Source organism: Dermatophilaceae bacterium Sec6.4 (assembly GCA_039636865.1).
Lineage (GTDB): Bacteria > Actinomycetota > Actinomycetes > Actinomycetales > Dermatophilaceae > Allobranchiibius.
On record CP144172.1, the window covers coordinates 91,809 to 105,724 of the forward strand.

13 protein-coding genes and 2 tRNA genes are annotated in these 13,916 nt (G+C 64.2%); 12 read left to right on the plus strand and 3 right to left on the minus strand.

The annotated features are described in order from the left end of the window. Positions 1-42 precede the first annotated feature (42 nt). The 3 genes from V3G39_00525 to V3G39_00535 all read left to right on the plus strand — a co-directional run bounded on the left by V3G39_00525 (position 43) and on the right by V3G39_00535 (position 967). Positions 43-336, plus strand: a complete 294-nt coding sequence (locus V3G39_00525) for a type II toxin-antitoxin system VapB family antitoxin (protein ID XAS76551.1) — start codon at positions 43-45, stop codon at positions 334-336. Further along, on the plus strand, positions 333-827 hold the full coding sequence (locus V3G39_00530) for a LytR C-terminal domain-containing protein (protein ID XAS76552.1): 495 nt from the start codon (positions 333-335) through the stop codon (positions 825-827). Before V3G39_00525 ends, V3G39_00530 begins: the two co-directional genes overlap by 4 nt. Positions 828-877: 50 nt before the next feature. Continuing rightward, positions 878-967: transfer RNA gene (locus tag V3G39_00535), tRNA-Ser, on the plus strand. A gap of 208 nt (positions 968-1,175) precedes the next feature. On the opposite strand, the gene V3G39_00540 is transcribed toward V3G39_00535, so the two are convergent. Further along, a complete protein-coding gene (locus V3G39_00540) occupies positions 1,176-1,838 on the minus strand; it encodes a hypothetical protein (protein ID XAS76553.1) in 663 nt (220 codons plus the stop codon). 361 nt (positions 1,839-2,199) lie between these two features. Here V3G39_00540 and V3G39_00545 point away from each other — a divergent pair, with 361 nt between their 5' ends. Both V3G39_00545 and V3G39_00550 read left to right on the plus strand, forming a co-directional pair. Then, positions 2,200-3,648 carry an FAD-binding domain-containing protein gene (locus tag V3G39_00545; protein XAS76554.1) on the plus strand — a complete coding sequence of 483 codons (1,449 nt, stop codon included), beginning with the start codon at positions 2,200-2,202 and terminating at the stop codon, positions 3,646-3,648. Positions 3,649-4,531: 883 nt separating this feature from the next. Beyond that, a complete protein-coding gene (locus tag V3G39_00550; protein ID XAS76555.1) occupies positions 4,532-5,968 on the plus strand; it encodes a sugar porter family MFS transporter in 1,437 nt (478 codons plus the stop codon). Here V3G39_00550 and tadA read toward each other — a convergent pair whose 3' ends face one another. Further along, a complete protein-coding gene (gene tadA / locus V3G39_00555; protein XAS76556.1) occupies positions 5,969-6,475 on the minus strand; it encodes a tRNA adenosine(34) deaminase TadA in 507 nt (168 codons plus the stop codon). It lies immediately after the preceding gene. 20 nt (positions 6,476-6,495) lie between these two features. Here tadA and upp point away from each other — a divergent pair, with 20 nt between their 5' ends. Next, on the plus strand, positions 6,496-7,134 hold the full coding sequence (upp, locus tag V3G39_00560; GenBank protein XAS76557.1) for a uracil phosphoribosyltransferase: 639 nt from the start codon (positions 6,496-6,498) through the stop codon (positions 7,132-7,134). A gap of 79 nt (positions 7,135-7,213) precedes the next feature. Here upp and V3G39_00565 read toward each other — a convergent pair whose 3' ends face one another. Next, on the minus strand, positions 7,214-8,887 hold the full coding sequence (locus V3G39_00565; GenBank protein XAS76558.1) for an APC family permease: 1,674 nt from the start codon (positions 8,885-8,887) through the stop codon (positions 7,214-7,216). A 258-nt stretch (positions 8,888-9,145) separates the two neighbouring features. On the opposite strand from V3G39_00565, the gene V3G39_00570 reads away from it, so the two are divergent. The 6 genes from V3G39_00570 to V3G39_00595 all read left to right on the plus strand — a co-directional run bounded on the left by V3G39_00570 (position 9,146) and on the right by V3G39_00595 (position 13,835). Beyond that, entirely contained in the window at positions 9,146-9,319 is a 174-nt protein-coding gene (locus tag V3G39_00570; GenBank protein ID XAS76559.1) for a hypothetical protein, read from the plus strand. A 39-nt stretch (positions 9,320-9,358) separates the two neighbouring features. Next, positions 9,359-10,252, plus strand: a complete 894-nt coding sequence (locus V3G39_00575) for a PH domain-containing protein (protein ID XAS76560.1) — start codon at positions 9,359-9,361, stop codon at positions 10,250-10,252. A 48-nt stretch (positions 10,253-10,300) separates the two neighbouring features. Further along, a complete protein-coding gene (def, locus tag V3G39_00580; protein ID XAS76561.1) occupies positions 10,301-10,876 on the plus strand; it encodes a peptide deformylase in 576 nt (191 codons plus the stop codon). Positions 10,877-10,964: 88 nt separating this feature from the next. Further along, positions 10,965-11,819, plus strand: coding sequence for an SMP-30/gluconolactonase/LRE family protein (locus tag V3G39_00585; GenBank protein XAS76562.1), 855 nt, complete (start codon positions 10,965-10,967; stop codon positions 11,817-11,819). 99 nt (positions 11,820-11,918) lie between these two features. Then, positions 11,919-11,991: transfer RNA gene (locus V3G39_00590), tRNA-Arg, on the plus strand. A gap of 122 nt (positions 11,992-12,113) precedes the next feature. Next, positions 12,114-13,835, plus strand: a complete 1,722-nt coding sequence (locus V3G39_00595) for an MFS transporter (GenBank protein ID XAS76563.1) — start codon at positions 12,114-12,116, stop codon at positions 13,833-13,835. The last annotated feature ends 81 nt before the right edge of the window (positions 13,836-13,916 follow it).

The following is a 13,916-nucleotide window of genomic DNA, read 5'->3' on the forward strand; positions in this document are numbered from 1 at the left end:
GGCTCCCACGATCGGGGCACTTCCAGCCGTAGCATCGGCGACGTGATCTTCAAGGCTGTCGGGGAGGGCCGCCCCTACCCCCACCACGGGTTGGAGACACCCGCTGACTGGAGCGCGGTGTCTCCGAGGACTGTGCGTCTGGAACACCTGACCACTACCAAGCGCCACCTGGACCTGGCGTTCGTGCTGGCTGCGGACTCCACCTTCTACGGCGACATCTTCGCTCACGTCGTGGGATGGAACAGCGAGTTCTATCTCGAAGACGGCCTGCACCGCGCACTCAGAGCGGCACTGCAGCAGCGGCCGATCCTGCATGCCCGGGTGCTCATGCTGTGAGCCTCAACGGTCTACAGATCGCCCGCCGGCGCCGTCAGGTCCGCGCCACGATCGTGCTCGCGCTCGCTGCGCTCCTGGTCACCGTCGGGCTCCTGTTTGCAATCCGTAACATCAACGCGCCGGGTGCGCTCCCATCAGGTTCCGCCACCTCCACCTGCGCGGCGAAAGCACTGCCGCAGGCGGGGTTCACCTTGAACATCTACAACGCCTCGGGCCCTTCCGGCAGCGCCAGCTCTGTCGCTACCCAGTTCGCGACAGGCGGTTTCAAGATCGGCACGGTCAGCAATGACCCCTACAAGCAGAAGATCGACGGGGTTGCGCAAATTCGTTACGGCAAGGGCGGTGAGGCCTTCGCGAAGCAGTACGTCGAGCGGGCGGTGCCCGGCGCGCAACTCACCCCCGACGGCCGTACCGACAACTCCGTCGACGTGGTGATCGGCAAACAGTTCCGTGCCACTGTCGCCAAGACTCCCACCGCGAAGACCTGCTGATCGCAAAACCCATTTCGCCACCACCGGACGACTCGGGTACTCTCGTCGGCGGTGGCGTGTCCGAGCGGCCTAAGGAGAACGCCTCGAAAGCGTTTGTGGGTGAAAGCCCACCGAGGGTTCAAATCCCTCCGCCACCGCCAGGGGCTGGCGACACAAGTTGTCGGCCGGAGCGACAAAAGTCGCTCGATGAAGTCGGGACCATCGTTTTGATGGTCCCGACTTCGTTGTTTCAGTAGCCCTGGTGGTCGCGGAGAGTGTGGGCGCCTGTGGCGCTAGCTCATCTAAGGCGTTTGGGCAGACCTGGTCATGTTGAACTGCCCCGGGTGGTGAGCTGAGAGCTTCGGTCGCTTAGATGTCGCGGGCCGGTTCGGCGCCGGGGGGTCCTGTTTTCGGGCTCCGGGGTGGGCGCGGGATGGAGAGCACGCCGTTGTCGTCGGGTTCCGCTTCTTCCAGGAAGGTTCGGACTTTTCGGATTCCTGCACTTGCTAGCAGGATGGAAGCCACGATCGAGTTCGCGGGGACCCCACGTGATCGGCGTCGGCTGGGTGCACCAAGTGCTTCCCTGGCCTCGTCTTTGCTGAATCCGTGGAACCCTTCCTGCGTTTCACGCAGCAGGTAGTAGACCCGACTGTGTTCTGGGGACGCGTACGGCAATGTCTGACGGTATTTGGCACCGTCGGAGGGCTGGATGGTGATGGTGCCTTGGCGGCACACCTTCGGCGGGTGCTGCTGGAGGTCGTCGCTGGGCGTGATGCGCGGTCGCAGGTCAACGCGCTGCCCATTGATGGTGGTCGTCGGGCGGGATTCTTCTGAACGGAACTTGAGGAGGCATTTCGCGGTCGGGTTCGCCCCAGAGGCCGGGCAGCCCACTCGTTCTGCTATCCCAGGTCGCGGTTTTTCCTTGGCGTGGAGGCCGTATCGGTCTCGTTCGGCGATCCGGGTGGCGTAGACCTCGGGGCTGATGGTCTTGGCGCGTACGTCCTCGGTGGCAGTGACCAGGGCAGTCGACATCGCTGCACAGTAGTAGCGCCCTTCCACTAAGGGCGCTCCTCCTGCGGAGCCTTGTGCACATTCAATGGGGTCAACGGGTCGCTTTCGCTGCGCCTTCACAATGACAGCAAACTTTCACTGAGGGTTCCGGGACTGCCCAGGGTTTGGTTGACAGGTTGACCTGCCACCTATTTGTGCAGCAGTCCCACGGAATCGGCTCGGATCGAGCAGGTCTTTGTGTGCCTCGGCGGTGTCAGCGAGGTGGACGACAGGTTGTTCACAGTGGCGGCTCTCTCGTTGGCAACGAAGTGGGTGTCGATCAGAAGTAAGGCCGCGGACCGTGGCGATATGTGACAGAACGTTAGACGTTGGAGTAACGCAGTTGCCTACCGAAGCCGTCAGCTCAGTTCAATTGTTCAGCAGTGCACCCGCCGTCCCACACCGGTTTCGGTCGGCGCGGTGCGACGATGTTTCCCGTGGCCGTCATAAAACCGTTGTCGTGGGGTCCGATCCGCATGCGTGGACCACGGTGAGTGCCACCGCTGGGGCAGCGCGACCGGGCACCATGTTGCCCACCCCGTCCGTGGGCGAGGAGGTCGCTTGGGTGCAGCGTTACCTCGGCCACCTCGCGCTCGAGCCCGAGGTGAGGGCCAGCCCCGAGTTTCGCGGCGGGCAGAGCGCGGCTGATATTGCTCTGGCGACCTTCGACGTGACGGGGTATGCACGGGCTCGAAACGAAGTTTGGCCCGAGCGGACGCGCGGCGCCAGCCGCTTAAGCCCCTTCATCCGTCACGGTCTCATCGACCTGCCCACGCTGTGGGCGCACGTCGCCGCCGGGCCCGTGGGCGACCGTGACAAGTACCGCGACGAGCTGCTTTGGCAGGAATACGCCCGCCACCTGCACGCCAGGCTCGGCGACGCCATGCGTCGGCCGCTGCGCCACGAGCCTCCCCGCCGCGACCGCGTCGGGCAGTGGGGCTGGAACCGCGAGATGGCGTGCGTCGACCTCGCCGTGGGAGAGCTCGAGACCAATGGCTGGCTGGTCAACCAGACCCGGATGTGGCTCGCTTCGCAGTGGTCTGTGCGGGCCGGGTTCGACTGGCGGGACGGGGCCGAACACTTCGAGCGCCATCTGCTCGACGGGTCAGCGGCCGCCAACCTGCTGGGTTGGCAATGGACCGTTGGGACCGGCACCGGAAAGCCGTACGGCTTCAGCCGCTGGCAGGTGCGCAAGCGCGCTCCTGGCCTCTGCGAGACCTGCCCGCTCAACGACCACTGCCCCATCGAGGGCTGGCCCGACTCTGATAGCGGGCCCACGGTGCCTGACCTGGACCCCCGACTGCGTGTAGACCCCAGCGCCCACGTCACCGCTGGGCCGGCATCGGTGGAGAAGCTCGACAATGATCACGCCCCCGAGGCGGCGTGGGTGACGTGGGAGTCGCTCGGCGACGGCGATCCGGCGCTGGAGGCCCATCCCGACCTGCCAGCCGTGCTCGTCTTCGATGAGAGGCTCCTGGAGGTCCGGCAACTCTCGGGCAAGCGTCTCGTCTTTGTCGCCGAGACGCTTGCCGATCTCGCCACCCGCCGAGAGGTCGAGGTGCATCTCGGCGACCCGGCTACGGTGCTCGCCGGTCGCCGGCTGGCCGCCACCGCCGCTCCGGTGCCGGGGTGGCGCCGGCTCGCCGCCCGACTCGAAGTCGAGCGGCATCCGTGGCCGTGGCTAGTGCGCCCCGGTTCCGGCCCGGTCACAAGCTTCACCACGTGGCGTCGCTCTAGCGGCGCCCCCACGACGGGTGCGGCCCGCGCCGGCTCGCGACGACCCCGTCAATGAGGCGCCCTGCGCTGGAAGCAATCCCACCATCGCTTTTGTCCAGCCTCAACGCGCTCCTGAACGTGGATCCCAACCCGCCTTCATGGACTCAGCAGCGGAACGCTCAGGTCGGCGTCGCCATCTGAACCGCCCCGGCATGTCCGGAGACTTTGGTCTGCCCGGGGTTCCGCGGAGTCGTGGTGGAAGTGCGATGGAACGATGGCGAGCAAACGCGGGGAACCACCTCTCTCGGTCTAGGCGTCGCCGCGCGTTGCCTACTGACGAGCAGACGGTGATTGTTCGTTTGAGTACGGGAGCGGCCGACCTCTGCCAATCGGATCTAGCCGAACGTGCACGCAAATACTGGCGCGCATCCATAGCAACACTTACGGATCGAGAGCCCGTAACACTCGTCGCGGCGAGTGGGGGTTTCGTAATCGGAGCATGGGAATTGCTCAGCTACGCCCGAAGCAACAGCCACCCGGGCCGGGTCAAATTTCAGCTCGGCGAACCCCGCGCTGACCTGCTGAACTGCGAGTTTCACGAATCAGGAAGTAACCCGCTCCGATACTGCCCTGGGCCGCGTCCTTGACCAGGTGGGAAATCAGCTGACTTGGCCCGGGAAACATGTACTGGTCGGCAGCGAAACTTCGCAGGTCAGCGCACTTGTGTCACCAGCCCGCCAGTCTGAGGCAGGCCCCGGGTTCATCCGCCCGGGGTCGTTTCATATCCGCGTCGCTTCGTATCTGCCGACACTCCCACAGGCGCCGACGAGGTCTCCGCCCTCAGCGCACGCGACGTCGCGATGCATCTCGATTCGGTATACCTCAGCGTCACGCATACCCATTGGGGCCCTATCCGGGACTACGGTTCTAAGACTGTTGGATCGAGGATGGGACCCATCATGAGTGAGACCGCTCCAGAGCCGGTCAGCAAGGCGAAAGTCATCGTCGCCAGTGTCTCGGCGGCGGTCGGTGCATTCCTCTTCGGGTTCGATTCCTCCGTCATCAACGGCGCTGTCGATGCCATCGCGTCGGGTTTTCAACTCAGCGCTTTCCTGAAGGGTTTCGCGGTAGCCATTGCATTACTCGGCTGTGCGGTCGGCGCCTGGTACGCCGGGCAGCTCTCGGACCGACTCGGTCGTAAAAAGGTCATGCTGATCGGCGCGGTGCTCTTCTTCGCCAGCTCGATCGGCTCCGCCTTCTGCGGCAGCGTCTGGGATCTGATGGTCTGGCGGGTCGTCGGCGGGTTCGGCATCGGTGTCGCTTCGGTCATGACGCCGTCCTATATCTCCGAGATCGCACCGGCAAAAATGCGCGGATCGCTCACCTCGGTCAACCAACTCGCCATCACCATCGGAATCTTCGCGGCCCTGCTGTCCGATGAACTCCTGCAGAACTCTGCCGGCGGAGCCGCCAAAGCCGCGTTCTTCGGGATGTCTGCCTGGCGCTGGATGTTCCTGGTCGGCGTGGTGCCCTCGGTCGTCTACGCGGTGGTCTCGTTCCTGCTTCCGGAGTCGCCGCGGTACCTCGTGCGCGCCGGAAAGAACGACCAGGCCCGCGACATCCTGCACAACATGGGTGAGCCGGACCCGGAGAAGAAGGTCAAGGACATCAAGGACTCAATCCAGGAGGAGGACCGCACCAGCTTCGCCGACATCAAAGGTCCACGCCTCGGGTTGCGACCGCTGGTGTGGGTCGGCATCATCCTGGCAGCATTGCAGCAGCTGGTTGGAATCAATGCGATCTTCTACTACTCCAGCACGCTGTGGAAGTCGGTAGGTTTCTCCACCGCCGATGCTTTCAAGACCTCGGTGATCACTTCCGTGATCAATGTCGTGATGACCTTCGTGGCAATTCTGTTCGTCGACAAGTTCGGACGCAGGTTGCTCCTACTGATCGGCTCCTGCGGGATGTTCCTCGGTCTGGGGATGGCGGCCCTGGCATTCTTCAACTCCACCAAGGTCAACGGGGAGATCTCGCTGCCGGGCTCATGGGGCATCGTGGCGTTGATCGGCGCCAATCTCTTTGTGATCTTCTTCGCCGCGACCTGGGGACCGATCGTCTGGGTGCTGCTCGCCGAGATGTTCCCCAACCGGCAACGCTCCTATGCACTGGCGATCGGCACGGTCAGCAACTGGCTCGCCAACTTTGTCGTGACGGTGCTGTTCCCCTACCTGTCCAACCGCATCGGGCTGGGCTACCTCTACGGCATCTTCGCGGCCTTCGCGGTGATCTCCTTCTGGTTCGTCCTGTCGATGATCCCCGAGACCACGGGCCAGGAGTTGGAGGACATGAGCGGCGGCACCAAGCGCGAGAACACCGCGTCCGCCGCCAGCTGATCAGCGAACCTGCGGCGCGGCTTTTCCAGCACCACGACGGGCCCGAAAGAATTCAGTCAGCAGTAGCGCACATTCACGTTCCCGGACACCTCCGACACAGCTCACCCGGTGCGGCGACGGGTTGTCGCTGATGACGTCCCAGGCACTGCCGCAGGCTCCGGCTTTGGCGTCCTGGGCGCCGAAGACAATGCCCGCCAATCGGGACTGCATCACTGCCCCAGCGCACATCAGACACGGCTCGAGAGTCACCACGAGCACACAGTCGTCCAGCCGGTAGTGGCCCAGATGTGCTGCCGCCGCACGGATCGCCAGCATCTCGGCGTGACCCAGCGGGTCGGCGCTACCAACCCGCCGATTGAGGCCGGCCCCGATCACTCCGCCGGACGCATCCACCACCACTGCGCCCACCGGTACGTCATCGGTCAACAGCGCGTCGCGCGCCTGTTCCAACGCCAGGCCCATCCATCCGTCGTGCGGCGTCTCAAGCGCGCCGGAAGTGCTTGCCATCACGCCGTAGAGTCTGATCCATGCGAGTCCAGGTCGCCAACCATCCGCTTATCGCGCACAAGCTCACCTATCTGCGGGACGAGCGCACCGACAGTCCGACCTTTCGACGGCTGACCGAGGAGCTGGTCACCTTGCTGGCGTACGAGGCGACCCGCGCCGTCCGCGTCGAACCCTTCAGTATCAACACTCCCGTCGCGCCGACGACCGGCATCAAACTCGCCAGCCCCAAACCACTGGTCGTGCCGATCCTGCGGGCCGGTCTGGGCATGCTGGAGGGAATGGTGCGTTTGCTGCCCAGCGCGGAGGTCGGGTTCCTCGGGATGCAGCGCAACGAGGAGACCCTCGAAGCGATCACCTACGCCAACAGGCTGCCCGATGATCTGTCCGGGCGGCAGTGTTATGTGCTCGATCCGATGCTCGCCACCGGTGGCACCCTGGCGATGGCGCTGAGGTTTCTGGCCGAACGCGGCGCCGACGACATCACCGCGGTGACGTTGCTCTGCGCACCGGAGGGCATCGAAGCCCTTGACGCCGCGCTCGCCGACCTGGACGTGCCGATCACCCTGGTCACCGGCGCCATCGATGAGCGACTGAACGAAAAGGGCTACATCGTGCCCGGCCTCGGCGATGCCGGCGACCGGCTGTACGGCGTGGTCTGAACACTTCCGGCCCCATCAGGGGCAACAACGCGCCCGCATCCCATCGGGGATGCGGGCGCGCTGTCGCGTCCTGGGTGGATCAGGGTGTTGCGCCGAGTTCCTCTTCTTCCAGGGCGGCCTCCTGCTGGGAGTGTTCGATGTAGATGTGCACCTGCTCCGGGCTCAACCGGGTGTAGTACGCCAGCGCCATGATCAGCCCCGAGAAGATGAACGTGACCACGAACGCCGACTCGAAGCCGAGCACGTTGGTCCCGCCGTCGTAGTTACCGATGTAGGACATGATCGCCAGACCACCGAGCCAGGGGATGTACCAGAGGCCACCCCGCCAGTCCCACTGCTGTTCTTTGCCGCGGGCGTTGTTCACGCCCCACATGACACCGAGCAGGACGACGCCGATCAGTACCGCGATGAAGAGCTTCTCGTTGGTCTTCCAGCCCGTCCAGTAGACGATCAGGTTGGCCGACCAGAACGCCAGGAAGGCGATGACCTTGGCGGCGGGGAGCCGGAACGGCCGCTCCTGGTCCGGGATCTGGGTGCGGAAGGCAAGCAGCACCAACGGGCCGGAACCGAAGGAGAGCACAGTCGCCGAGGTGATGAAGCCAACCAGCTGCTGCCAGCTGGGGAACGGCAGGAAGAGAATCAGGCCCACCACGAACGCCAGGAACATGCTGATCAGCGGTACCCCGTCCTTCGTTGTCTTGGCCAGCGCCTCGGGAGCGTTCTTGTTGCGCGCCATCGCGTAGGAGATGCGTGAGGTGACGGTGGTGTAGATCAGGCCGGTGTCGGCCGGGGAGACGATTGCGTCGATGTAGAGCAGCGTCGCCAGCCACCCGAGCCCGAGGATGGAGGCCACCGCAGCCAACGGTCCGAAGTCGTCGGCGAAGTTGACGTTGGCCCAGCCCTTGGAGATGTCGGACGGGTTCAACGAACCGATGAAGGCGATCTGCAGGCCGACGTAGATCAGACCGGTGACCAGCACCGAGCCGATAACGGCGATCGGAACGTTGCGCTTGGGGTTGTCGGTCTCCCCCGCCAGCTCGATGCCCTGACGGAAGCCGAGGTAGGAGAACACGATTCCCGATGTAGCGATCGCGGTGAAGACACCGTGCCAACCCTCCGGCTTGAACCCCTGCGAAGTGAAGTTGCTGCCCTTGAACTGCGTCAGCAGGAACGCAATGATCACCGTGACGATGATCAGCAGCTTCCACCAGACCAGCACGTTGTTGACGCGGGCAAACCACCGGATGCCGAAGTAGTTGATGACCACGAAAACAGCCATTGCGACGACCGCTGTGCCCAGACCGAGGCCCGTCAGGGTGTGTACGACAGAACCGTCCAGCGTGTGCTTGGTGGTGAACGGTGCGTATTTGGTCGCATAGGTCAGTGCGCCCTCTACCTCGATCGGGGCGACCGCCATACAGGCGACCCAGGTGATCCACCCGGTCATATAGCTGGCGAACGATCCGAACCCGATGTGCGGGAAGCGCACCACCCCACCGGACAACGGGAACATGGTGCCCAGTTCGGCATAGCAGAGTGCGATCAGCAGAATCATCAGGGCACCCAGCGCCCAGGAGATGATCGCAGCAGGCCCTGCAGCACGAGAGGCGTTCAGCGCCCCGAACAGCCACCCCGATCCGATGATCGATCCGATACTGGCAAACAGCAGGCCGACGGTGCCTACATGTCGACGCAGATGTGGATCCTCGCCTCCCTTGCCCGGAGGAGCATCTTCGTGCGGTGTCGACGTCATCAGCACACCTTTCCGGCTCCCCGAAGGGCAGCCTTGTCAGCATTCCTTGCTCGAACATCAACAAGCTATCCATGTCTGGGGGTCAGCTACCAGCAAAATTGTGGATGTAACCAATTTGTGTCACAACGAGACGCGGGTCATGGGCGTCGCGACACTCCGAGACTCGTCGTTGGCGGTGTCCCACGCGCCACTCCTGGCACAATCACCGGTGAGTAGTGCTGCGCTCCCTGCCGGCACCAATGTGTTTGCGGAGGAACGATGGCCACCGACCGGGTGAAGAAGATCGTCATCTGGGTGGTCTTTGCTTTCCTGATCTACTCGATCATCTCCGACCCCCATCACTCCGCTGACATCGTGCGCAACATCTGGGGCGTGTTGAAGTCGGGCGTGCAGCACATCGGCGATTTCTTCCACGACATCCTCAACTCGTAGCTGCGCATGGCCGGGGTGAGTCCACGCGCCGAGAGGGCCATGCGTAAATTTCTGCTGGACCACGAGCGCATCGTGGTCGCAGTGCATCAGCATTGGATGCGCGTTTTCGGCGTGGTTGCCGCCACCATCACCGGTTTCATTCTGGCCGTGCTGATCACTTTGATCAGCCCTGGGAGCGTCGGCCGGATCGTCGTCTACGCGTGGTGGCTGTGGTTCGCGTTGGCCTTCTACTGCCTCGCGCAGCTGGCGTTGTGGCGCCACGACTGGTTCGTGGTGACCGAACGTCGTTTGCTGCTCACCCACGGCCTGCTCGCGCAGCAGATCGGCATGATGCCGATGGCCAAGGTCACGGACATGTCGTTCAACCAGTCGTTCGTCGCGCGTTTTCTGCACTACGGCACGTTCGTCATGGAGAGTGCCGGCCAGGATCAGGCGCTGCGGAACATCGACTACATCCCGAACGCCGCCATCTACTACCGGCTGATCTGCGAGCAGATCTTCGGTGAGGACGATCCGGATGACGAGGACGACAACGACACGCGGCGCCACCATCGTGGCCGGAAAGGCGGCTCCAATGACTACAACGACCCTCGGGACTTCAACGACTACGACTACGACGACGACTACGACGACTCTTCGGATCACACCGACCCGTTCGGGCTTCCGGTGCCAACGCCGCCTGTTCAACTGCCGCAGAAGCTGACCCACGCGCAGCGACCAGCACCGTCATACGGCCCGAATCGTCGCCGGATCGTCCGTGCGGCCGCACTGCCGCAGGCACCCGACCCCAGCTGGTCGGTCAGCCACGAGGACGCGTCGCCGCCACAGGAGGTCCGCCCGCCAGGCGGAGACGACCCCCACCCCGACGACCCGTACCGCGGCGAGGTGGACCCCTACCCCGACAACCCGTACCGCGGTCGGGGCCCGTCGTGAAACACTCCCCGATGCATCCACCGCGCTGATCTCGGGAGTGAATAACGTATGACGGTCCGTCCGATCACAATCATCGGGCACAAGGCCCTGCACCAGTCGACGCGACGCGTCCAAACGGTGACGGACGAGGTGCGCGAGTTGGTTGCCGACATGTTCGAGACGATGGACGCAGCGGATGGAGCCGGTCTCGCCGCCAACCAGGTCGGGGTGCGGCTGCGGATCTTCGTCTACGCCTGTGCTGCAGCCGATGAGGTGATGCAACGCGGCGTGGTGATCAATCCGGTGTTGGAGAAGGGGCTCGTAGCCCCCGGTGAACCCGATCCGCACGAAAGCTTGGAGGGCTGCCTGTCCGTACCCGGTGAGAGTTTCCCGACGGCCCGCTCGGACTGGGCTCGCGTGACCGGCACCGATCTGGACGGGAACACCGTCGAGGTCGAGGCTCAGGGCGGCACCCTGGCCCGTTGCCTGCAGCATGAGACAGATCACCTGGACGGCAAGCTCTACGTGGAGCGCCTCACACCGACCCACCGCACGGCAGCACGCGCGACGGTGAAGGAACGCGGCTGGGAGGCCGCACGGCTGACGAAGTGGAACCCGACGGAGCAGGACGCCGAGGACGTGTGACCGCTTCCCCTACTGGCAGCAGTTGCACGCTCCACAGGTCGCCCGCCTGCTACTGACGTCACATGCTCGTCGGTCGTACAGTTTGAATATGCGCGCCACCGAGATCTCGCAACCCCATGCCTTCCACGGAGAAGGGCCCTGTTGGGACCGTGAGTGGGGTGGTCTGAAGTACGTCGACATGCTCGCCGGGGATGTGTTGTCACTGCGACCCGACGGTGGAGTGGACCGGATGCATGTCGGCAAGATCGCCGCCGCGCTGCGCCCGCGCGGGGCGGGCGGGGCCATCGTGGCCACCGAACGCGGCTTTGCGTTGGCGAGCAAACCGGACCTGTCGGACCTGCAGGTCATGGAGTCTCTCTGGAGCGACCCGAGCATCCGCTTCAACGACGGCGGCTGTGACCCGATGGGTAACTTCTACTGCGGAACGATGGCCTACGACCAGAAGGAGGGCGCAGCCTCGCTCTACCTGCTGAGCACCGATGGGCTCGCCTCGCAAGTGCTCACCGGGCTCACCGTGTCGAACGGACTGGCATGGACCGGCCTGGGAGACAAGGGTTTCCACAACGACACACCCACTCGCATCGTGTGGACCTTCGACTGGACACCCGAGGGTATGAGCGAACGGCGCCCGTTCGTCACGTTGCCGGAAGACCTCGCCGGAAGCCCCGACGGACTGTGCGTGGATGAGCAGGGCGGTGTGTGGACCGCGCTCTACGGCGGGTCTGCAGTGCACCGCTATTCCCCGGAGGGCGCCCTGGACCAGGTCATCGAGCTACCCGTGACCAATGTGACGGCGTGCACCTTCGGTGGCGATGACCTGCGCACCCTGTTCATCACCACCAGCCGGGAGAACGTGCCGGACGGCGAGCAACCGCTCGCCGGGGCGGTGTTCAGCTGTGAGCCCGGAGTGGGCGGGTTGCCTGCGCGACCCTTCGGGGCCTGAACCGGCCACCTGCGGCCGGCGGGTTCCGATTTCGTGTGTCGGTGGTGAGACGGTAACGTACGCTTCCGGCAGTTCGACGGCCTCGAGGTCGTCACTCCAGCACCCGTAGCTCAACGGATAGAGCATCTGACTACGGATCAGAAGGTTGGGAGTTCGAATCTCTCCGGGTGCACGCTGTGTTGAGACAGTAACGAAAACCCTGGCCCGCGAAAGCGGTTCGGGGTTTTTGCTTGACAGCAGGCGGATGTAGGCAGATTGTGAGCTACGCCACATTCGAATACGGAAGCGATGCAGATGTCCTCAACCGCTGGTCCCGCGTCTCCCGCCCGATCTCAACCGTCCCGCGGGAACCCGCTCGTACATCGGCAGTTGGCGCACTATCCGTCGACAAACCCCCGGTTCGCCTACCTGGCCATCACCGTTGCAGCGACCGTGGTCCTCTACTACGAGCTCTACATCCCCGGCGCCGTTGCCACCCAGATCATCACCTACTTCCACATCAGCTTCAGTCAGTTCGTCTTCATCTCGGTGGTCGGCAATCTGGTCGGGGCGTTCGGGTCGTTGGCCGCCGGGTTCGCGGACCGGTGGGGTCGCGCCAACCTCGTGGTGGGCGGTCTCTTCCTGACCGGATTGATCGTGCTGTTCGCTCTTCCCCACGCGTCCAACGGCACGGTCTACCTGCTGGAATTTGCGGTGTTGTCGATGGTGGAAGGCATGATCCTGGTCGCCACTCCCGCCCTGATCCGTGACTTCTCCCCCCAACTCGGGCGGGCCTCAGCGATGGGCTTCTGGACGTTGGGTCCGGTCCTCGGATCGCTGATGGTCACCGAGGTCTCCAGCCACACGCTCGGAGCGCACCCGGACTGGCAGTTCCAGTTCTACGTATGCGGCATCATCGGCCTGGTCGTCGCGGTCATCGCGTTGCTCTTCCTGCGCGAACTGTCCCCCGGCCTGCGCGACCAGCTGATGGTTTCGATGAACGACCGGCAGCTGATCGAGGCACGCGCCTCCCAGATCGACGAGAGCAAGGTGCACCAGGGCCAGTGGCGTCAAATGATGCGCCTGGACGTGGTCGGATCGGCGTTCGCCATCAGCATCTTCCTGATCTTCTACTACATCGCGGTCGGCTTCTTCGTTGTCTACTTCGCGACGATCTTCGGCTACACCCCGGAGCGCGCGAACGCGCTGGCGAACTGGTACTGGCTACCGAATGCCATCGCTCTGGTCGTCGCCGGACTGATCTCCGACAAGCTGGGCGTGCGCAAACCGTTGATGATCGTCGGCGCGGTGGTCAGCGCCATCGGCTTGTTCATCTTCGCCCTGAAGGCAACCACCCCCGGTACGTCGTACGAGACATTCCGCGCGCTGCTGATCCTGATCAGCGCGGCGCAGGGTGTCACCTACTGCGCGTGGATGGCCTCGTTCACCGAGACGGTCGAAAAGCACAATCCCGCAGCGACCGCGACTGGTCTGGCGACCTGGGGATGGACCATTCGGATTGTCATCTGCCTGACGCTGGTCGGATTCGGTGCCGCTCTTCCCGCCACGTCGATCCTGGTCGACAAGGGTGCTGAGGTGAAGACACTGGCGACCCAGTACGCGCCTCAACTGGCCACCGTCGGCGGCATAACGCCGGTGAACCTTGCTGCGCTGGAGAAGAATCCGACGTCTCCAGCAGCAGGCGCAGCCGCGGTCGGTGACCTGATCAAATCCGGGGTGGCAAAGTCTCCTGCGGATGCAGTCAAGCAGTTGACCTTCCTCGGCACCCACCCCATCCCGGCTGCGGACGGTGCCTACCTCAAAGCCAATGGAGCAGACGTCCAGAAGGCCGCCAAGGACAGCCCAGGCCAGTGGAAGACGTGGTGGATGATCTGCGCGGGAGCAGAATTGCTCTTCATTCCGTTCGTCTTCCTGATGGTCGGCCGATGGAGCCCGCGCAAGGCCCGCGAGGATGCTGCAGCACATGAGGAACTCGTGCAGCGGGAACTCGCCGCACTGCAGCCGCAAACCACCTGACACCCACGCTTGCTGATCGGCCCGGTCACCCGCTGTGGGGTGGCCGGGCCGATCAGTAGGTGGTCCCTCAGACAGCGATCC

Coding starts and splice junctions, on each gene's coding strand:
- V3G39_00540 (XAS76553.1), bottom strand. CDS start 1,838: ATGTCGACTGCCCTGGTCACTGCCACCGAGGACGTACGCGCCAAGACC.
- V3G39_00550 (XAS76555.1), top strand. CDS start 4,532: ATGAGTGAGACCGCTCCAGAGCCGGTCAGCAAGGCGAAAGTCATCGTC.
- tadA (XAS76556.1), bottom strand. CDS start 6,475: ATGGCAAGCACTTCCGGCGCGCTTGAGACGCCGCACGACGGATGGATG.
- upp (XAS76557.1), top strand. CDS start 6,496: ATGCGAGTCCAGGTCGCCAACCATCCGCTTATCGCGCACAAGCTCACC.
- V3G39_00565 (XAS76558.1), bottom strand. CDS start 8,887: ATGACGTCGACACCGCACGAAGATGCTCCTCCGGGCAAGGGAGGCGAG.
- V3G39_00570 (XAS76559.1), top strand. CDS start 9,146: ATGGCCACCGACCGGGTGAAGAAGATCGTCATCTGGGTGGTCTTTGCT.
- V3G39_00575 (XAS76560.1), top strand. CDS start 9,359: ATGCGTAAATTTCTGCTGGACCACGAGCGCATCGTGGTCGCAGTGCAT.
- def (XAS76561.1), top strand. CDS start 10,301: ATGACGGTCCGTCCGATCACAATCATCGGGCACAAGGCCCTGCACCAG.
- V3G39_00585 (XAS76562.1), top strand. CDS start 10,965: ATGCGCGCCACCGAGATCTCGCAACCCCATGCCTTCCACGGAGAAGGG.
- V3G39_00595 (XAS76563.1), top strand. CDS start 12,114: ATGTCCTCAACCGCTGGTCCCGCGTCTCCCGCCCGATCTCAACCGTCC.